This is a genomic window from Enterococcus sp. 12F9_DIV0723 (assembly GCF_002174375.1).
GTDB lineage: Bacteria > Bacillota > Bacilli > Lactobacillales > Enterococcaceae > Enterococcus_A > Enterococcus_A gilvus.
Window position 1 is genome coordinate 25,868 of the sequence record NZ_NIBK01000003.1, and the last position, 19,196, is coordinate 45,063.

19 protein-coding genes are annotated in these 19,196 nt (G+C 44.8%); 10 read left to right on the top strand and 9 right to left on the bottom strand.

The window, feature by feature from the left end; all coding sequences use genetic code 11:
* Positions 1 to 25 precede the first annotated feature (25 nt).
* Complete coding sequence (locus tag A5868_RS17405) at positions 26 to 775, bottom strand: MurR/RpiR family transcriptional regulator (RefSeq protein ID WP_010779384.1); 750 nt, start codon at positions 773 to 775, stop codon at positions 26 to 28.
* A gap of 149 nt (positions 776 to 924) precedes the next feature.
* On the opposite strand from A5868_RS17405, the gene pfkB reads away from it, so the two are divergent.
* From pfkB to lacD, 4 genes are read left to right on the top strand one after another with little or no spacing between them, the layout of a single operon-like run.
* On the top strand, positions 925 to 1,875 hold the full coding sequence (gene pfkB / locus A5868_RS17410; RefSeq protein WP_086306249.1) for a 1-phosphofructokinase: 951 nt from the start codon (positions 925 to 927) through the stop codon (positions 1,873 to 1,875).
* A complete protein-coding gene (locus A5868_RS17415) occupies positions 1,857 to 3,299 on the top strand; it encodes a PTS fructose transporter subunit IIC (RefSeq protein ID WP_086306250.1) in 1,443 nt (480 codons plus the stop codon). Before pfkB ends, A5868_RS17415 begins: the two co-directional genes overlap by 19 nt.
* Before the next feature lie 13 nt (positions 3,300 to 3,312).
* Entirely contained in the window at positions 3,313 to 3,771 is a 459-nt protein-coding gene (locus tag A5868_RS17420; RefSeq protein ID WP_086306251.1) for a fructose PTS transporter subunit IIA, read from the top strand.
* On the top strand, positions 3,768 to 4,742 hold the full coding sequence (gene lacD / locus A5868_RS17425; protein ID WP_086306252.1) for a tagatose-bisphosphate aldolase: 975 nt from the start codon (positions 3,768 to 3,770) through the stop codon (positions 4,740 to 4,742). The genes A5868_RS17420 and lacD overlap by 4 nt, the downstream gene beginning before the upstream one ends.
* Before the next feature lie 35 nt (positions 4,743 to 4,777).
* On the opposite strand, the gene argH is transcribed toward lacD, so the two are convergent.
* Together argH and A5868_RS17435 are read right to left on the bottom strand one after the other, a co-directional pair.
* Positions 4,778 to 6,148 carry an argininosuccinate lyase gene (gene argH, locus A5868_RS17430; RefSeq protein WP_086306253.1) on the bottom strand — a complete coding sequence of 457 codons (1,371 nt, stop codon included), beginning with the start codon at positions 6,146 to 6,148 and terminating at the stop codon, positions 4,778 to 4,780.
* A gap of 376 nt (positions 6,149 to 6,524) precedes the next feature.
* On the bottom strand, positions 6,525 to 7,733 hold the full coding sequence (locus A5868_RS17435; protein ID WP_086306254.1) for an argininosuccinate synthase: 1,209 nt from the start codon (positions 7,731 to 7,733) through the stop codon (positions 6,525 to 6,527).
* 353 nt (positions 7,734 to 8,086) lie between these two features.
* Here A5868_RS17435 and rplM point away from each other — a divergent pair, with 353 nt between their 5' ends.
* The 5 genes from rplM (at position 8,087) to A5868_RS17460 (ending at position 12,117) form a co-directional block, all read left to right on the top strand.
* Entirely contained in the window at positions 8,087 to 8,515 is a 429-nt protein-coding gene (gene rplM, locus A5868_RS17440) for a 50S ribosomal protein L13 (RefSeq protein WP_303393783.1), read from the top strand.
* 16 nt (positions 8,516 to 8,531) lie between these two features.
* A complete protein-coding gene (gene rpsI / locus A5868_RS17445) occupies positions 8,532 to 8,924 on the top strand; it encodes a 30S ribosomal protein S9 (RefSeq protein ID WP_010779392.1) in 393 nt (130 codons plus the stop codon).
* A gap of 175 nt (positions 8,925 to 9,099) precedes the next feature.
* On the top strand, positions 9,100 to 10,245 hold the full coding sequence (locus tag A5868_RS17450; RefSeq protein ID WP_086306256.1) for an efflux RND transporter periplasmic adaptor subunit: 1,146 nt from the start codon (positions 9,100 to 9,102) through the stop codon (positions 10,243 to 10,245).
* Positions 10,238 to 10,915, top strand: a complete 678-nt coding sequence (locus A5868_RS17455) for an ABC transporter ATP-binding protein (protein ID WP_086306257.1) — start codon at positions 10,238 to 10,240, stop codon at positions 10,913 to 10,915. Before A5868_RS17450 ends, A5868_RS17455 begins: the two co-directional genes overlap by 8 nt.
* Positions 10,912 to 12,117 (top strand): ABC transporter permease, encoded by a 1,206-nt coding sequence (locus A5868_RS17460; RefSeq protein ID WP_086306258.1) that lies wholly within the window; start codon positions 10,912 to 10,914, stop codon positions 12,115 to 12,117. Before A5868_RS17455 ends, A5868_RS17460 begins: the two co-directional genes overlap by 4 nt.
* 152 nt (positions 12,118 to 12,269) lie before the next feature.
* Here A5868_RS17460 and A5868_RS17465 read toward each other — a convergent pair whose 3' ends face one another.
* The 6 genes from A5868_RS17465 to larA are packed head-to-tail and all read right to left on the bottom strand — an operon-like array spanning position 12,270 to position 18,176.
* The gene (locus tag A5868_RS17465; protein WP_086306259.1) at positions 12,270 to 13,265 is read right to left on the bottom strand and encodes a HoxN/HupN/NixA family nickel/cobalt transporter; all 996 of its coding nucleotides are present in this window, start codon (positions 13,263 to 13,265) and stop codon (positions 12,270 to 12,272) included.
* Between the two features lie 54 nt (positions 13,266 to 13,319).
* Positions 13,320 to 14,042 (bottom strand): MIP/aquaporin family protein, encoded by a 723-nt coding sequence (locus tag A5868_RS17470; RefSeq protein ID WP_086306260.1) that lies wholly within the window; start codon positions 14,040 to 14,042, stop codon positions 13,320 to 13,322.
* 5 nt (positions 14,043 to 14,047) lie between these two features.
* Positions 14,048 to 14,884, bottom strand: coding sequence for an ATP-dependent sacrificial sulfur transferase LarE (larE, locus tag A5868_RS17475; protein ID WP_086306261.1), 837 nt, complete (start codon positions 14,882 to 14,884; stop codon positions 14,048 to 14,050).
* A 16-nt stretch (positions 14,885 to 14,900) separates the two neighbouring features.
* Positions 14,901 to 16,133 carry a nickel pincer cofactor biosynthesis protein LarC gene (gene larC, locus A5868_RS17480; protein WP_086306262.1) on the bottom strand — a complete coding sequence of 411 codons (1,233 nt, stop codon included), beginning with the start codon at positions 16,131 to 16,133 and terminating at the stop codon, positions 14,901 to 14,903.
* Positions 16,130 to 16,891 (bottom strand): nickel pincer cofactor biosynthesis protein LarB, encoded by a 762-nt coding sequence (gene larB / locus A5868_RS17485; protein ID WP_086306263.1) that lies wholly within the window; start codon positions 16,889 to 16,891, stop codon positions 16,130 to 16,132. The genes larC and larB overlap by 4 nt, the downstream gene beginning before the upstream one ends.
* Before the next feature lies 1 nt (position 16,892).
* Complete coding sequence (gene larA, locus A5868_RS17490) at positions 16,893 to 18,176, bottom strand: nickel-dependent lactate racemase (RefSeq protein ID WP_086306264.1); 1,284 nt, start codon at positions 18,174 to 18,176, stop codon at positions 16,893 to 16,895.
* Positions 18,177 to 18,372: 196 nt separating this feature from the next.
* On the opposite strand from larA, the gene A5868_RS17495 reads away from it, so the two are divergent.
* Complete coding sequence (locus A5868_RS17495) at positions 18,373 to 19,059, top strand: Crp/Fnr family transcriptional regulator (protein ID WP_010779403.1); 687 nt, start codon at positions 18,373 to 18,375, stop codon at positions 19,057 to 19,059.
* Positions 19,060 to 19,196: the final 137 nt, after the last annotated feature.

The following is a 19,196-nucleotide window of genomic DNA, read 5'->3' on the forward strand; positions in this document are numbered from 1 at the left end:
CCTTTGACTGAGTTGTGTACGTAGTTCAATTATCAGTGACGCGCAGCGCATAGGAATCAAGTAAAATACGTGCGATGATTTGCAGCGGCAATCTTGAACGAACTTCATAATCGGGAAAGTAGGAACCTTCGGATTTGAAGCCAACTAAAGGAATTTCACAATAGTTCATTAGACTAGACGTGTTGCTTGCCGTTAGTAAGATCGTGCCGATCTCCGCGTCATAACAATTTTTAGCCGCAATTACGAGCTCCTTCGTCTCCCCGTTCAAGGAAATGAACAGGACAATGTCTCGTTTCGTTAATTTTCGGCTGATATTTTTGATGATCTCTGGATCTGTGTGCATCTGACAATTTTTTCCGGTCAGTTGAAATTTTACCATCATTTCCTGTCCGATCATTTCTGAGAACCCTCTGGCAAAAATAATGACCCGTTCCGCAAATTTGATTTTTTGGATGGCGTCCTCAATATTTCCGATTTTCATCATGTTAATGGTACGAACCACTTCTTGTTCATTTTTGAGGATCGCTTGTCGAATGCCTTTGTCTACCTTATCTAAAGAAGAAAAATTGATGTTTTTATTTTCCTGCTCCTTTAAATGATGCTTAAAGGCGGTGAATCCTTCATAGCCTTTCTTTTTCATCGTGCGAACGATCGTGGCCGTGGAAACATTGGCTTGCTCACTCAGTTTGACGATGGAATAGTTGGGGATCTCGAGAATATGACTTTCAACAAAGTCCCAAAGATAGTGTTCAGTACTGCTCAATTTAGAGTCCATGGTTTCGTTTACCCTTCTTTCACATGTAACGCTACTTAAAAAGTATCACGTTTCGTGAAAAAATGTAAAGCTTTTCATGGTAATCCCTTGATCGTGAAAACCTTTTCTGCGTCTTATCCCTCATAATAAGGTCAAGGAGGTCATCATTCATGTCTATTTATACATGCACTATGAATTTAGCGATTGATCTATTTATTGAAACAGATACCATGATTCCTTTCACCGTAAATCGAACGAAAGACGATGACATACAAGCGAACGGCAAAGGGGTGAATGTGTCCCTCATATTGAACATGTTGGGAACGCCCACTACTGCATTGGGGTTTCGTGCGGGATTTACAGGGAATTATATAGAAAATTATTTACAGGAAAAAGCAATCAACACAGCGTTTATTGAGGTTCCGGGCATGACCCGCATCAATGTCTTCACGCAAGTCAATCAAACGGAGGAGGAGTATAAATTAGTCAATCAGGGGCCAGCGATCCCGCCTGAAAAAGTCCAAGAATTTTTGACTCAAATCAGAAGTCTTAAAGCAGACGATTACCTTTGCTTTTCGGGGAGTTTGCCAAAAGGCGTGGAGCCTGGGATTTTAGTGGAGATCAGTCGTATCTGCCAGGAGCGAGGCGTTCACTTAATTATTGATAGCAGTTATCACGAGATCATGGATTGTCTGCCGTACCATCCCTTTTTACTGAAGCCCAATGAGGAGGAATTGTCCGACTGGTTTGGACAAGTGATCGATACTGAAGAAGCTTATTTATTTTATGGGCAGCAATTATTGGAAGCAGGGGCACAAAATGTACTGCTGTCTCTTGGTGAAAAAGGAGCCATTTTCTTTACACAAGAAAAGATCCTTCGAGGCAATTCGCCCAAGGGGAAAGTCGTGAATACTGCTTGTGCCGGCGATACATTATTAGGAACGTTTTTGGCGGGGTATTTATCAGAGCAGCCGTTAGAAGAAACATTAAGAAAAAGTCTGGCTGCTGGAAGCTCCACAGCGTTTCGCAAGGGATTGACCGATTTTTTAGATGTGGAAGAATTAAGCAAACAAATTGAAATCAAAGAAGAGGAGTTACAAACATGGGAAATTATCAATTAATTGCAGCAACTGGTTGTCCGACAGGCATTGCTCACACCTATATGGCTCAAGAAGCTTTGGAACAAGCGGCGAAAAAGAAAGGCATCACGATCAAGGTTGAGACACATGGACAGATTGGTGTCGAAAATGAGTTGACTCCAGAGGAAATCAAGCAGGCTGAGGCAGTCATTATCGCAGCGGATAAAGACGTGCATCCAGAAAGATTTGCGGGGAAACGAATCATTGATGTCTCTGTCAGCACGGGTATCAAAGACGCGGAACGTTTGATCGATGACGCCTTGGCTGGAAAAGGTGTTCTTTCTGCTGAGAATCAAGCTGTGGATGCATTGGAGCAGGAAACGGGAAATAAGACCAGCTTTGGGCGCAGCATCTATAAGAACTTGATGAATGGGGTATCCCATATGCTGCCTTTCGTCGTTGCTGGCGGTGTGTTGATCGCGATATCTTTTGCTGTTTGGGGAATTTATTCGTTTGATCCAGACAATGCACAGTACAACGCGACGGCGGCAATGCTGAAAAGTGTCGGTGATGCGGCGATGGGAATGATGGTTCCTGTGTTGGCTGCGTATATCGCTGAAGGCATCGCTAAACGTCCAGGATTAGTGGTCGGTTTTGTCGGCGGTATCGTTGCGATGAATGGCGGGACAGGATTCTTAGGCGGGATCTTAGCTGGTTTCTTAGCAGGCTATTTCATTTTACTGCTGCAAAAAGTTTTGGATGTTCTACCGAAACAGCTAGATGGGCTGAAAGCAATCTTCCTGTATCCAGTGATCGGAGTAGCTGTCATTGGTATCGTCATGTCTTTATTGGCAGGTCCGATGAAAGCCGTGAACGAGGGAATGATGAGCTTCTTAGCTGGATTTGAACATTCGAATCCATTGGTTCTGGGAGTGATCGTCGGCTGTATGTGTGCCTTTGATATGGGCGGGCCGATCAATAAGGCAGCCTATGTTACAGGGACAGCCTTGTTGGCTCAGGGAAACACGACCTTTATGGCTGGCGTTTCTGCGGCCTGTATTGCACCGCCGCTGATCACAGGATTTGCCACGCTCTTTTTCGGCAAGTATTTTGATACGAATAATCGGAATGCGGGATTAGTCAATTTCATTCTCGGCTCCACGCATATTACGGAAGGGGCGATTCCATTCGCTGCAAAAGATCCGATTCGGGTCTTGCCAACAATGATGTTAGGGTCATCTATTGCGGCGGTACTGACCTATATGTTTGGTGTCCAAGTACCAGCACCACACGGCGGCTTCTTAGTACTGCCAGTCGTAACGGGGAAAATCCAATGGGTCCTTTCTATTTTAATTGGTTCCATCGTCGGCGGAGTCATTCTAGGATTGATTCAAAAAAGCAGTGTCGCGGCAAAGGAAAAGAAAGCGAACGCCGAACAAGCAGATAAATCAGCAATCGCAGAATAGAGAGGAAGTCAGGATGGAAATGCTTCGAGAAGAAAATGTCTTTTTAGACCAAGCGCTAGCGACACAAAAAGAAACCTTCGAGTTTTTAGCAAAACAAGCTGTTCAGTTGGGGATAGCTACTGAAGAAGAGCAAGTTTTTCAAAAACTGGTTGAACGAGAAAACGAGGGCACGACAGGAATGATGGACGGGTTTGCGATTCCTCATGCCAAAGATGCCTCCATCGTTGAACCCAGTCTCCTCATCGTTACCTTGGAACAAGGGATCGAGTGGCACAGCATGGATGGCCAATTGATAAATTTTGTCATTGCGTTGTTCATTCCAGACTCGGAAGCTGGAACGACCCACTTAAAACTATTGTCGGCGGTTGCACGGTTATTGATGCGAAAGGAAGTAACGGAGCAATTAAACGCAGCACAAACGGAAAAAGATATCGTGACATTATTAAATGAAAACATAGGAGATCGTAAATGAAGACAATGAGCACAGGAAAAAAGAAGTATTTAGACCAATTGACGAATGAAGAGGGGATCATCGGGGCGTTGGCGATCGACCAACGAGGGGCCTTGAAAAAAATGATCGGCAAGTATAAAGAAGCGACGACAGAGGATGTCATTAAATTTAAGAAACTGGTCTCTCAGCAATTAACACCCTATGCTTCCGCGATCTTATTAGATCCAGAATATGGCTTGCCCGCAGCCCAAGCGCGTGAGCAGACTTGCGGATTGTTGCTTGCTTATGAAAAAACAGGCTATGACGCGACCACGCCAGGACGATTGCCAGATGTGCTAAATGTTTGGTCTGTCAAACGCCTGAAGGAGTCTGGTGCCGATGCGTGCAAATTCCTGCTTTATTATGATGTGGATGAACCGGAAGAAATCAATGAGCAAAAGCGTGCGTACATGGAACGGATCGGTTCAGAATGTACAGCAGAGGATCTACCGTTTTTCTTAGAGATCGTTTCCTATGACGCGACGATCACAGACACGACATCGGTGGAATATGCGAAAATGAAGCCGCGGAAAGTCATCGAGGCGATGCGGGAATTTTCGCAAGGGCGTTATCAAGTCGATGTGTTAAAAGTGGAAGTACCCGTAACGATGAACTATGTTGAGGGATACGGACAAGAGGTCTGCTACAGTCGCTCCGAAGCAGCAGCCTATTTCAAAGAACAATCAAACGCGACAGAATTGCCATTCATCTTTTTAAGCGCAGGAGTGAGTGCAGAATTGTTCCAGGAAACGTTGCGCTTTGCGAAGCAGTCCGGCTCAACCTTTAACGGCGTCTTATGCGGCCGGGCAACTTGGGCCAATGGTGTCGCGCCTTTTGTAGAAGAAGGGGACGAGCAAGCTATCACCTGGCTGTCTGAGCAAGGGAGAAAAAATATTGAAGAATTAAATGCGGTATTAAAAGAAACCGCGACATCTATTTATACCAATGTATAAGAAAACGACTATCCCATTCGGATAGTCGTTTCTTCTTATAGCTCTGTTTTGGCGAATGCAATTTGTTTTTTGACTTGATCAAAGCCCGTACCGCCGAAGGAATGACGACGAGTCACTGCTGTTTTGGAGGACAGCGTGTCATAGATGTCGTCTTCGATCACAGCGTTGATGGCTTGATAGTCTTCCAACGGGACATCTTGTAAGTAGATGCCTTTTTGTGTACAAGCTAAGACCAGCTTTCCAACGATTTCATGGGCTTGACGGAAGGGAACACCTTTTGTTGCCAAATAGTCGGCTAATTCCGTTGCGTTGGAAAAATCTTTTTCTGTGGCATCGTGCATGGTTTGCGTATGCACCTTCATCGTGTCGATCATGCCCGCCATGATATCTAGGCTTGTTGCTACCGTGTGGACGGTATCGAACATGCCTTCCTTGTCTTCCTGCAGATCTTTGTTATACGCCAGTGGCAATCCCTTCATCACGGTTAATAAGCCGATCAAATCACCAAACACTCGTCCAGATTTTCCTCGGATCAATTCGGCCATGTCAGGATTTTTCTTTTGCGGCATGATCGAGCTGCCTGTCGAGAAGGTGTCTGTCAGTTCGACAAACTTAAATTCATGGCTGCACCAAAGAATGATCTCTTCACAAAAACGTGAAAGATGCATCATCAAGATCGAGCTGTTACTCAAAAATTCAAGAATGAAGTCACGATCACTGACACCGTCGAGACTGTTTCGGTATAGATCACTAAACCCAAGTTCATCTGCGGTCATTTGACGGTCGATCGGGAAGGTCGTTCCTGCTAAGGCCGCGCATCCTAAGGGGGAAATATCCACACGCTTCATGCTTTCTTCCAGTCGTGCCTGATCACGGGTAAGCATACCGTAATACGCCAATAAATGATGACCGAAAGAAATCGGCTGTGCATGCTGCAAATGGGTGTAACCCGGCATGATCGTATCGACCTGTTCTTCGGCTTTATTGACTAGGATAGTTCTGAAATGATGCACTTTTTCAATGATCGCCTGTAAATGTTCCTTCAAGTATAAATGCATATCGGTGGCGACTTGATCGTTTCTGCTGCGGGCAGTGTGGAGTTTGCCGGCGACAGGTCCGATTTCGTCGTGAAGCATTTTTTCCAAGTTTAAATGAATGTCTTCATTTTCAATCGTAAAATGAAGATCATCCTGTAAAGCTTTTTCTGCTAAGATGTGCAATCCAGCGGAAATTTGCTGCGCTTCTTCTTTCGTAATAATGCCTGTTTCGCCAAGCATGTTCACATGGGCTAAGCTGCCGGTGATATCTTGTGACGCTAATTGCTGATCGAAGGGAATCGAAGCGCCAAATGCGTCGATCCATGCTTCGTTTTTTCCATCAAAGCGTCCACCCCATAATTTTGCCATTGGTTTATCCTCACTTTTATCTGCGAATTTTTAACAAAAAAGACCGCATAGACGGTCTTTTTTTTACTATCCAGCTTTACGAACGGGCTTTTTGCGCAAGTGACTATCCGATGACTGCTAAACCTGATGTTAGACAGAATAATCATCGCGCAAAAAGCAGCACGTGTTCGTAAAACGTGTTCTTTAGGGAGGAGGCATCTTTTCAGACACCTCAGGATGAAAACATTGCTGGTTTCCTTATTTCCTGACAGGAAAAGAAACTCTCCTAAGAGCAATGGCAAGATGTGAAACCGGACGGCTTTATTTACCGGCAAGTAAAAGCCGCCTCACATCTGGTTTCTCTTGCACTTTCATAGCTGTCTAGCCGTTCTTGCGACTAGACAGTTGTTTGTTTGCTTTCCGCTTGTACTTCTGCGTTCACCTTTGTTGGCAAGCCCCAGAGTTTAATGAAGCCGATCGCTGCATCTTGATCGAAGGTGTCGGCTGAGGTATACGTCGCCAAGTTTTCGTTGTATAAGCTGTTGTCAGACTTCCGTCCTTCAACGATCACATTGCCCTTAAATAATTTCACACGCAATACGCCATTTACCACTTCTTGTGATTGCTTTAAGAAGGCGATCAAGGCATCCATCGTTGGATTGAACCAGAGGCCATCATAGATCATTTGGCATAATTGCTGCTCGATCACGGGTTTGAAATGCGCCATTTCACGGACAAAAGTCAAATCTTCCAGTTCTTTATGAGCCTTCATCAACACTTCTGCACCTGGACATTCATACACTTCACGAGATTTGATTCCCACTAAACGGTTTTCGATATGGTCGATTCGGCCGATGCCATGGACACCAGCGAGTGTGTTCAATTTCATAATTAATGAAGCTAAAGAAAGTTCTTCTCCATCTAAAGCTGTCGGTACACCTTTTTCAAAAGTGATCTCAACGATCGTCGGTTTATCAGGCGTATCTTCTAATTCAGCAGTAATAGCGTAAGCACCCGCGGGCGGTGTCGCCCATGGATCTTCTAAGATGCCGCATTCACAGGCACGTCCCCATAAGTTTTGGTCGATCGAATAAGGATTGTCCAAATCCGCTGGGATCGGTACCCCTTTTTCAGCAGCGTAATTGATCTCTTCTTCACGGGACCATTTCCACTCACGGACCGGCGCGATGATCTTCAAGTTCGGATCAAGTGCGGCGATGGAAACTTCAAAACGGACTTGGTCGTTTCCTTTTCCTGTACAGCCATGAGCGATGGTCGTTGCTCCAGTATCATGAGCCAACTCAACCAATTTCTTCGAGATCAGCGGGCGAGACAATGCAGAAACCAATGGGTAAGAATTCTCATAGTAGGTGTTTCCTTGCAAGGCGATCAAAACGAAATCCTGCGAGAACTCCTCACGAGCATCAATGGCATAAGATTCAGTTGCGCCGACCTGTAACGCTTTATTCTTAATAAACTCCGTGTCGCGGCCTTCGCCGATGTCTAAACAGCACGCAATCACATCATATCCTTCGTCAACGAGCCATTTGATAGAGACAGACGTATCTAAACCACCTGAATAGGCTAAAATCACTTTTTCTTTCATCCTGCATTGCTCCCTTATCGCTTTTTCATTAAATTCTAATTAATGTGTTGAAGCCATATTAGCATCGTAAAATACAAAAAGCAAGCACTTTTTAAATATTTATGCAAAAATATTTTGATATTTCGTTTCTTTATTCATTATTGCCTGTATATAACGGAAGAAACTGTATAGTAGAAGAAACATAAAGAAATGAAACTATTTTGCGTTTTCAAGGAGAAAAACATTGACATGACAAGGCTTTGCAAGTATTATGGTAAATGGTATTGTTTGCCCCACAAGAGCCCCGGAAACTCAAGTGTTTGTCAAACATTCGAAATTGAAATTGGAGGAAAAAAAACGTGCGTACAACATATATGGCTAAGCCAGGCGAAGTAGATCGCAAATGGTACGTAGTAGACGCAACTGATGTTCCTTTAGGACGTCTTTCAACAGTTGTTGCATCTGTACTACGCGGAAAAAATAAACCAACATTCACACCACATATTGACACTGGTGATTTTGTAATTGTAATTAATGCAGATCAAATCAAATTAACAGGTAAGAAAGCAACTGACAAGATTTACTACCGTCACTCAAACTTCCCTGGTGGATTGAAATCAATCTCAGCAGGCGAATTGCGTGCTAAAAATTCTCGCCGTTTGGTCGAAACTTCTGTTAAAGGTATGCTTCCTAAAAACACTTTAGGCCGCGCTCAAGGCATGAAACTTCACGTATACGGTGGAGCAGAGCATCTACATGCAGCACAACAACCAGAAGTATTAGACATCACAAACTTAATTTAAATAGGAGGGAAATTCATTGGCACAAGTTCAATATAACGGCACAGGCCGTCGTAAAAATGCAGTTGCTCGCGTACGTTTAGTACCAGGAACTGGTAAAATTACTGTAAATAAAAAAGACGTTGCAGAATATATCCCACATGCTGACCTACGTTTAGTAATCAACCAACCATTTGGTGTTACTGAAACTGCTGGTTCATACGATGTATTTGTAAACGTTGATGGTGGGGGCTACGCAGGTCAAGCCGGCGCTATCCGTCACGGTATCTCACGTGCTTTATTAGAAGTAGATCCTGATTTCCGTGCACCACTAAAACGCGCTGGATTGCTTACTCGTGATTCACGTATGGTTGAACGTAAAAAACCAGGTCTTAAGAAAGCCCGTAAAGCTTCACAATTCTCAAAACGTTAATCCGTTTATACAGAAGATCAAAACACTTTCCAATTTTGGAAAGTGTTTTTTTTGTATAGAAATAAACGTGTTTTTCAATATTACTTTTTTGTTCGTTTAAAGAAAGAGGATTCGATGTTGGAGAGGGTCGTTCCCCTATAAACTGAGGATAGAACGATTAATTTGGGGGATGGACATGAAGAAGAAGACAAAGATCATTATTGCTGGCGTCACTGGTTTGGTTATAGCAGGGGGTGCTTTTTTTGCATTCGGTGGTAAAAAGGATGCAGCTTCGTATCAGGTGTATACAGTAAAAACAGCAGATCCTTTGCAGTTGAAGGGGAAAGTGGAACCGCTGAAGCGTCAGCTTTATTTTTTAGATGCGAATAAAGGAACGATCAAAAATGTTCCTGTAAGCAATGGGCAAGAAGTGGCGGTGGGCACGCCTTTGATCGAGTATCAAAATGATACGGCTCAAAATGAAACAATCACGCAGCATCATGCGGTGAATAAGAGTTCTCTTGATGCGTCTCAGGCTGAAGCGACTGTTGCTGTGGGGGAAAGACAAGTGCAAACGCTATCGAATCAAATTGGTGAGACGCAGCAGAAGCTGGCTCGTGCGAAAGATGAGGAAGAAAAGGCTGCTTTGAATGAACAATTAAAGCAGCAGCAAGGGGAATTGCAAACGGCCAATGACCAGTTAAATCAATCTCGTTTTGCGGTGCAGGGGGCTTATGAGGAAGTCCAATCTGCTAAAGATGTGCTTGCTGGGCAGCAAAAGCAAGCGTCAGCGACGGTGAGTGCTGAAATTGCGGGCGTGGCGTCTGTGGATGAAAAGGGAAAGGGCTCTCCAGAGGTTCCAGTAGTTGCAGTTTCCAGCAAAGAAAAGCAAGTCAAAGGTACCGTCACGGAATATGATCTAGACAAATTGGTGCCGGGGCAAACCGTTCAAGTCACGACGGTGGGCAATGACAAAAAAGTGGAGGGAACGATTAAATCGATTGCTGCGAGTGCTATACCGACGAGCGGGGACAACAGCAATGTTGCCTCTTATGCATTTACTGTGGAGGGGAATTTCCCTTGGACGGATGATTTATCGACATTGATCACGTTGCAGCAAAAACAGCTTCTATTACCGTCGTCTGCACTTAAGAAAACAGGAAATGAACAATATGTCTATAAGTATGAGGATGGAAAAGCGAAGAAAACGGTCGTTCAAACGTTGGCTGTCAATGGGCGCACGATCATTCAAAAAGGATTGAAGGACAAGGATCAAATCATTGAAAATCCAGATGACGCGTTGAAGGACGGATCAGAAGTTCAGGTGAGTGCCAATGATTAGCTTGGCACATATCTATAAGTATTATGAAACAGGGGAAACAAGAGTGCCTGTTTTAGACGACATCAATTTTTCGATTGAAGCTGGAGAATTTGTGGCTATTATGGGGCCTTCTGGCTCAGGAAAATCCACGTTGATCAATTTGCTGGGGTTCATCGATCGACAGTTTGAAGGGGAGTATTTGTTTAATGGTCGGGAGATCACGCATTTCAAAGACGATGAATTGTCTGAGATACGGAATCGTTCTGTTGGCTTCGTTTTTCAAAATTTTAGTTTGATCGAGAATTTAACGGTTGCGGAAAATGTTGAATTGCCTCTTTTGTACAGCGGTGCGAAACACAATGAGACGCAGAAGAAAGTGAAGCATGCGTTGGCTAGGGTCGGATTAGCAGACAAGCTGGATCAATTGCCGAAGCAGTTATCCGGTGGGCAGCAGCAGCGTGTGGCGATCGCCCGGGCATTGATCAATCGTCCCAACTTTATTATTGCGGATGAACCTACGGGGGCGCTAGACACCCATACAACAGAGGACATCATGCGATTGTTCAAGCAGTTGAATGAGGAAGGGGTGACGATCATCTTGGTGACGCATGATCCAGAGACGGTCGTCTACTGTGACCGCTTATTGAAAATCCGAGATGGAAAGATGATCGAGGAGGTGCTGCAATCATGAGAAAATACATTCTCTGGCGGACTGCCTTTCGTTCGATCTTCAAGAACAAACGCCGCAGTTTTTTAACGATGGTGGGTATTATTATAGGAATTGCCGCCGTGATTACGATCGTGGCTTTAGGAAATGGGTTTAAACGAAATATTTTATCTGAGACGACGGGCGCGGATGAAACTGGACAAACGAAGTACGTCAACATCAAGTACAACGACTTTGATAATCTAGTCAGTGAAGATAGCGGGATCTCGCAGACCGATAAAAATATGGTCGCCAACCTTCCAGAAGTGAAGGAGGTTTCTTATTACAAAGCGATGAAGAAGGACGGGAATCCTACCGTTGATTTTTATGATAAAAATACAAAATTAACGATGACGGTCCATCCGGCGAAAGAAACCGCCGTGTCTCTTTTAAATGGTCGCCAATTGAACGCCGCGGACAGCGATGGGCTAAATAAGGTGGTCGTTCTTGATGAGGCGGTCGCAAAGCAAGTATTCGGGTCGAAGGAGGCCGCATTAAATAACGGATTCGAGTTAAAGGGGCAGGTCTTTACCGTTGTGGGTGTTTCGGCGAATACTTCTGGAGAGATCGGGCCGCAAAATTATGAACCGCTTGCTTATTTTCCGAAAAAAACCTATACGCATTATTTAGGAAAAAAAGACGACCATTCCGTATTGGCACTTAAATTTAATACAGGGGTCAATCAGGATACAGCGATGACGAAAGTCTTAAAACAGTTGAACATGAACGGAGAAAGTCGGGCGCAGGGGGAGTATCAAGCCTATGATCCGACTTCTGAAATCAAGCAGTTGGGATCTATGCTGGATCAAATGACTCTTTTCATCAGTGCAGTCGCAGCGATCTCGCTATTTATTGCCGGCGTGGGCGTCATGAATATGATGTACATCTCTGTTTCTGAGCGGACCAAGGAAATCGGTATTCGACGTGCACTTGGTGCGAATGCGAAGTCGATCAAGCGCCAATTTCTATTTGAAGGGATCGTTTTGACAATGAGTGGCGGTGTGATTGGGTATATTCTTGGTATTTTGATTGCTTTCGCAGCGTCCTTTGCCTTGCCGTTTTCTGTGCGGCCAGACATGATGACCGTGCTGATCTCGATTGGGACCTCCGTGGTGATCGGCGTATGCTTCAGCTACTTGCCCGCTTCAGCAGCCGCGAAAAAAGAATTGATCGATATATTGAAATAGCAGAAAATCCAGATTGGGTCGCGGGTAACCGTTGCTCAAGGGACGATGTTTTAAAAAATGATAAGAACTTCCCTTCAAGCTAGGCGTAGTCCAATGACTAAGGCTTAGCTTGAAGGGAAGTTCTGTTTGTTTAATGAATACTTTTCAATTCATCACGCGTGCGCTTTTCTGACTTGCCACACAAAGTAGGAGCCGAGCCAGAGGGCAGCGAACAGAAGGATCATGTAGATTCCGGCTTTATTAAAATCGATCGTTGAGATCCAGAGCCCAAAGTTGTTGAGGGGTCCTAGGGTGCTGATTCCGACTTGTGCCAATTCGACTGCTCCGATCGTAAAAGCCACGATGATTGAGATAGAGGTGACGATCAGATTGTAGTTCATTTTACGTTCGGGCATGGCAAAGGCCCAACTGTATGCGCCGGACATCATGACGGAATCACTGGTATCCATGAGAGACATCCCTGCTGCGAACAATAACGGAAAGACCATGCTGTTCCAGCCTATCAAAGTGTGATTGTTTTCGGCAGAAAGGGAAATCAGACCGATCTCCGTAGCGGTATCAAAGCCTAAGCCGAATAGGAAACCGATAGGGTACATATGCCAGGCTTTCGTGACCATATGTAAAAAGGGTGTCAGAATTTTTGCCAGCAGTCCTCTTGAATTTAAGAGATTTTCCACGTTTTCGTGTTCGAGTTGTTCGTCTGTTTTTTTCTTACGGATAGTTATCAGATGGATAAGAATGATCAAGTTATTGATAGCTAGAAAGAGTAAGAATGTTCCAGAGATGATGCCCCCTGCTGTTCCGCCCAATACTTTTAAGAAAGATAAATGCTCTTTAAAAAAATCAGCGGATAGATTAACTAAAAAAATAATGAGGAGCACCACGCTTGAGTGTCCCAAGGAAAAGTAGAAACCTACGCCGCAGGATTTTTGTTTCTGATGGATTAATTTTCTGACGGTATTATCGATCGCGGCAATATGATCGGCATCAAATGCGTGTCTCAGGCCCAATGTATAGGCGACAAGTCCTAAGCCAATCAGAGAGGGTCTTTGTCTTGCGATCACCCATAGCCATGAGAACGTACAAAGATGCAGGGCTAAAATGGCTAAGTAATAAGGAACAGAAGCGATCGCTATCTGTTTTTTCATGAGTATCTCCTTTCAGGAAAAGCAGTCCAGCGACAGGTGCCGGCTGAACAGCCTTTAGTTGACGATGAGTTTGTACAGCATCGTAGCAGTGATGGCACCGCAAATGGGCGCAAGGACTGGGACCCAGCTATAGTTGAATTGAGAGCTTCCTTTAAATTTAAAAGGCCACAAGGCGTGCAAAAGTCTGGGTCCTATATCTCTAGCGGGATTTAGTGCAGGTCCAGTAGGCCCTCCGAAAGAGATGACTAAACACATGACCAAGAACCCTAAGCCAAGAAAGTCGGCACGGGGGTCGATCGTGTCAGCCGTGATGAATAGTGCGCCGAATACTAATAAAAACGTGCCGATGTATTCATTGATAAAGCCGTTTAATTTACTGTTCGCGGCATCGATCGTTGCGAAGGTCGCTAAAATCGCTTCGGAATTTTCAGTCTGATCATAATAGGGCTTATAGGCGAAGACGACGAGCAACTGTCCTAAAATTGCACCGAGGACTTGCGCAAGAACGTAGGGCAGTACGTCTTTCCAAGGAAAGCTGCCGCTGACGGCTAAGGCGATGGTCATGGCTGGATTGATCTGGGCGCCAGATATGGCAGCGAACATGAGGGCAGGGATCATCACACCGATCCCGTACCCAAAACCAATCAAGATCCAGCCGCCTTGAAAGCCTTTTGTTCCACGTAGTTCAACATTTGCTACCGAACCATTTCCCAAAGCGACCATAATGGCTGTGCCCATCAGTTCGGTGAGACAACGTATAAATAATGAGTCATGCATTTTTTCTACCCCGCTAATATGGTTGATTTTTCTTCTTCTGAAAGTGTCTGATTCATTCGACCGCTGATAAACCCGTCAAGATCGACTGAAATATAGTCGTAGCCTAGTTCGCTTAATTTTTTAGTGATCGCGGCGCGTTGAGCCACCACTTGCGCGATAGCTTCTTCAGGGACTTCAATGCGGGCCAATTTTTTATGGACACGGACTCGTACCGTAGGAAATCCTAATTCCTTTAAATATTTTTCAGCGGCTAAGACTTGCCGCAGCTTTTTACTCGTCAATTTTGTATTGTAGGGAAAGCGCGAGGAAACTGAACATGAGGGGGCCTTGTTCCAGTTTTTCAAGCCTAAGAGTTGTGAGAGCTGGCGGACTTCGTCTTTGTAAAGGGTCGCTTGCTGCAAAATGGAGACCGCTCCTGCTTCATTTCTCGCGCGAAGACCTGGTCGGAAATCCGCGTCGTCATCCATGATGATGCCGTCAACTACAGCATTCGCCCCAAATTCTTCGGCGATTTCTGTCAACTTGGTATAGAAGATTTTTTTCATGTAATACCACGAATCCGGCTGGTTGTTTTTGATATGCTCATCTGCTAAATAATCTAGTTGCACCCCCATCACCCGCGCGCCCATTTCTTCGGCTAATTGAAGGGCTTCTTCGTATTCATCGTCCGCAAAAAATTCAGAGTCGGCAACGACAGCGAGAACATTTTCTTTGCCTAGTGTGTCGAGAGCTTCCTTTAATGCGAGTGTCGAGTCGATCCCGCCGGAAAAACTAACGACGACTTTTTGATAATGGGATAAAATTGCTTGCAGCTTTTTTTCTTTTTCTTTTAATAAGGTCATTTGAAGGCTTCTTTCTTTATTCGTTCTTTTGAAGTTGTTCCATTAATTGATTTTTTACCTCAGTGATCGTGCACCTTTTTTCTTTGGCTAAGGCGAGAAGCTCGTCATGTTCAAAGGAACTCTTTGAAAGGCCCTGATAAGACAAGTGTTTAACATGAACATCGCCAAGGGCTGTTTTTTCTAAACGAACCGTTCGTTGCATGATTTTTCTGTCTAGCAGTTGCTGCCTAACGCCGATCGAAGAAGTCGTTTCAAATAAGATTTTGACCATTTCATCGTTTTGGGCAGGGGCCGCTAAGAGACTCAGCTTGTAGGCAGGACGGCCTTTTTTCATGGTAATGGGTGCTGTCCAAACGTCTTTTGCTCCTTTTTCAAGCAGGAGCTGCATCACGTCGGATAATTCCTGTCCTGTAGCATCATCTAAGTTGGTCTCGATCAACAACACATGATCTTGTTCACGGGGGACTTGCTGATTGCTCAGTAAAGAATTACAGAGACAGCCTCTGAGGGCGTTCAAGCTGCCGGTCTCTCGCGTTCCAAACCCGTATCCGATCTTTTCGATCATCACATTTTCCGGGAGGGTGCCGAAGGTCTCTGCGGTGTGCTTGATCAGTCCAAATCCAGTTGGTGTAACCAGCTCAGTGAGGACATCTTCTCGCTGCCGAAAAGGGACATTGCTATTCAACCGCATCTGCATGACTGCGGGAACTGGAACGGGCATGACGCCGTGAGCCACAGTGATCGTCCCAGTTCCATCAACAAGAGTGCCGCAAAGGACGTGCTGGATTTGTAAAAGTTCTAACCCAATAAAAAAGCCGACGACGTCCACGATCGAATCGATCGCACCGACTTCATGGAAATGGATCTCATTGATCGTTTTTCCGTGGACACGCGCTTCCGCTGCTGCGATCTCTTCGAAGACGGCACAGGCGCTCTGTTTGATGGACGCACTCAGCTCTGAAGCATGGATAAGTCCTTCGATGGCCGCAAGATTTCTTCCGTGATGATGGATCATTTCCGCACCTTCATCAGGGTGATGCCCCTTGAACTCGTCGCTTAGCACGACTTCAAATAAATGCCCGTCGATCGCTGACTTTGTTGTTTTGGTCAGTGATAATTGGTATCCTGTCAGCTTTAGTTTGGCTAATTCGTGGGTGAAGTCCTCAACGTCCAGCCCAAGGTCAAACAAGGTTCCTAGTAACATATTTCCGCTGATGCCTGAAAAGGGGTCAAGATAGAGAGTTTTCATTTCGCAGCCTCCGCTAAATGGTTGATTTTACTAGCCGCATATCCGGCGCCGAAGCCGTTATCAATATTTACGACCGTGATACCTGTAGCACAGCTGTTGAGCATCGTGAGGAGTGCAGCCAAGCCATTGAAGGCTGTTCCGTAGCCTACACTTGTCGGTACTGCAATGATCGGCGTACTAACCAGTCCTCCAACCACGGAAGCCAGCGCCCCTTCCATTCCGGCAATCACGATCACCACTTGTGCTGCCCGGATTTGTTCAAGGCGAGCAAACAAGCGATGGATTCCTGCAACGCCGACGTCATAGATTCTGTCTACGCTGTTTCCAAAGGCTTCTGCTGTAATCGCAGCTTCTTCAGCAACCTTCAGATCGGAGGTTCCTGCGGTGACTATGGCAATCTTTCCTTGTGTCTTCATTTGTGGATTTCTTTCCCACAGCAAGATTTCTGAAGCCGTATCGTAGTGCAGGTGGGGGAGTTTCGTTCTAACAGCCGCTGCTTTTTTTCCGTCGACTCTTGTGACTAGGATGTTGTTTTGTTCTCCTAGCATGGCTTCGACGATCCTGATGATTTGAGTAGCGGTTTTTCCTTCCCCATAAACAATTTCAGGCATCCCTGTTCGCTGGCCTCTCTCTGTATCGATCTTGGCAAAGCCTAAATCAGTGAAGCCGTCGTTATGAATCGTTTCTGCCGCATCTTCCGGGCTTAGTTTTTGTTCCGAAACAAGCTGTAAGAGTTCTTTTATTTTTTTTGCGTCCATCTTAATTCGTTCCTTTGACGATGACGCCGAGTCCATCTGGAATAACGACGACCTTCGCTTCTTTTCCTTCACGATCGTAGGCCTTTTCTAGTGCATCCTCTAAGGATGTCGAAAGCGCCATGTGCATATCGGTGACTAATTGAGGATCCACGAGGTCAGACACCAAGATGACGTGATGGTTCACCAAAATACGAGCAAGGATCTGAGACGTCCATTGATCTGGGACGGTTTCTAGTCGCGGGGTGTGGATAGCTTTGTCGAGAAATTCCTTAGGATCGGCAACATCCGCAATATTATGATAGAAGCCTTCGCCGCCGTGTCCGTCTCGACAGCCGGCAACCATGATGATCGTTCCCCCCAGTTTATTTGTAGCTTCAGCGGAGGTCATGCCTTTTACTGCTTGATAGATGTTTTGATCAAGGGGATATCCGCCATTGGTAGAGATCGTGATGTCGGATTCGATCGCGTCGACTTGAGATAAGGAATTAACGAACACTGTGCCTTTTTTATGTGCTTTTTCCAAGTCGCCGGCGAAGGAGCCGATGATTTTCTTATCTTCATCAAGGACGACGTTCAGGATAAAGGCTAAATGCGCCGTTTTGGCCGCGTAAGCCATGTCTTCATGGATCAAATTATGCTTGAGGTTCCCTGTCCGCGAATGTTTATCATTGATAAACTCGCCTGAATGATTGGCCATGATCGTTTTATAAGAAGAAATACCCGGTAAGACAGATTTTCTACCGCCAGAAAAACCAGCGAAGAAGTGAGATTCAATAAATCCTTCTGACAGTAGTAAATCTGCCTCCATTGCCACTTTATTAATGATCAGATCACCGCCAGAAGGGAGTTTACCAAGGGTCACCATGTCTTCGTCTCGTTCAGAATAATGCATAACGATTTCTTCATGGGCAACGATGTCTTTGCCATATTTACTGATCAGCTCTTCTTTTGTGGAGGGTCTGTGGAAACCTGTGGCGACTAAAATTCGGATTCGTGCATCAGGAGCAACGGAACGAATGCGGCGTAAAAGAATCGGTGTGATGATCTTTGAAGGAACGGGTCTCGTGTGGTCGGAAGAAATAATGACGATGTTTTTCTTTCCCTTCGCTAGCTCTTCTAGTTTGGGAGAAGCGATAGGAAAATCTAAAGAGCGTTCGACTAGCTCCTCTTCTGAATACTCCGCACGGTAGGTAGCGGCTTGAGAAACGAGAGACCCCGCAAAACGGTCGTCTTCTATTTTTGCAATTATTGTTTTGTTGTCGTAAGGAAGTGCTAGTTCAATCATTTGTTCTTCATCCTCTTTCTATTTGGTACAAGACTTATGATAAGGCCCAAGAACGACGCTCACCTTGTTGATAGGCATTGTTTCTGAGCATTATCGAGAAGCATCGTCCTTTGACATTACCAAATGGTAAGAGGATATGATAAAATACAACAGATTCTTTCATTCATAAATGAAAGTAGGGATTGGAAGGAAAACTATGAATAATAAAGACATCGATTACCTCGTTAATTTTCTGGAAGACAAACAAATTCCGGTTATTACGAAAGACTATCATACGTATCTGACTTTTCACGGCTTAAAAGCGGCGAGTGTGTTTATCCTGAAGGAGGGCGTTATCAAAACGTCGGTCATTTTGCAGGATGGTCGGGAATTTAATATTTCCTATATCAATCAGCCGGACGTTATTTCACTGCTGCATGACGAAGCACTTCAATACGATGAACAACCCTTCAACGTACGGATCGAATCACCGACGGCTACTTTTTATCAGATCAATCGGGTGCAATTTTGGAAGTATGTCAACAACGATCCGTATCTCCAAAACTATGTAAAACAATATTACCGCCATCGCTTGTCTGAAAATTTTTCGCGTTTGCAGCGTTTGACCATGAATGGCAAATTAGGAGCATTGGCGAGCTTTTTAAGAGATCTGGTCTTGAAGTTCGGACGCGAATTGGACGGCGGATCAAAGATCTTGATTGATTTTGAGGTCACTAATGAGGATATTGCAGCATTTTGCGGTATCGCTACGTACGCAAGCGTCAGCAGAATGATGAAGAAGCTGAAGGAAGAGGGCGTGATCGCATTTACCAATAGTGACAACGGCAGACGAAGAATCATTGTCTGCAATGTCCAGAAATTGGATGATTATATCGCCTATTGAGAAATAGCCCCTCCGTTTGCAAAGAGCCCAGTAAAAATGAATAAACTTTATCGATGTAAACCTTCTGGTCATGGTAAAATTTAAGTATTCAACGAATGGTTGAGCTTAGTTTTCGCTATTTCAACAGAAGGTTTATT